The 368-nt window shown below is 31.5% G+C and carries 1 pseudogene; it reads left to right on the top strand.

Annotated elements, in window-relative coordinates:
- Positions 1-7: 7 nt before the first annotated feature.
- A pseudogene (locus tag SB658_RS22335) lies at positions 8-368 on the top strand (helix-turn-helix domain-containing protein); the annotation flags it as partial.

Here is a 368-nt window from a genome sequence, read left to right as displayed (position 1 = left end):
GGATAATATGAATTTAGGTTCGCAATTGAAAAAGTTTCGTGAATCAAAAAGCTTTTCACAAGAAGATGTGGCTCGAAAGGTTGGAGTGACTAGACAAGCTGTTTATAAATGGGAGAGCAACAAAAGTTATCCTGATATTGATAATTTGATTTTGCTTAGTGAATTATATGAAGTAACAATTGATGAGTTAATAAAGGGATCAGAGAATGCTAGGGAGGAGTTGGATAAAAAGGATAAGGATGAGTGTTAAGACGATGAGGATGAAAATGATTTTGGCTTTTTTATAGGTATTGTTCTTATATTTATAGGGATATTTATTGGAATTGAAGGAATTTCTTTATTTATAACTATATTGGGAATGCTGATGA

This window comes from Bacillus sp. SIMBA_008, assembly GCF_046535495.1.
Lineage (GTDB): Bacteria > Bacillota > Bacilli > Bacillales > Bacillaceae > Bacillus > Bacillus subtilis.
This window is presented reverse-complemented; position numbering and strand designations above follow the sequence as displayed.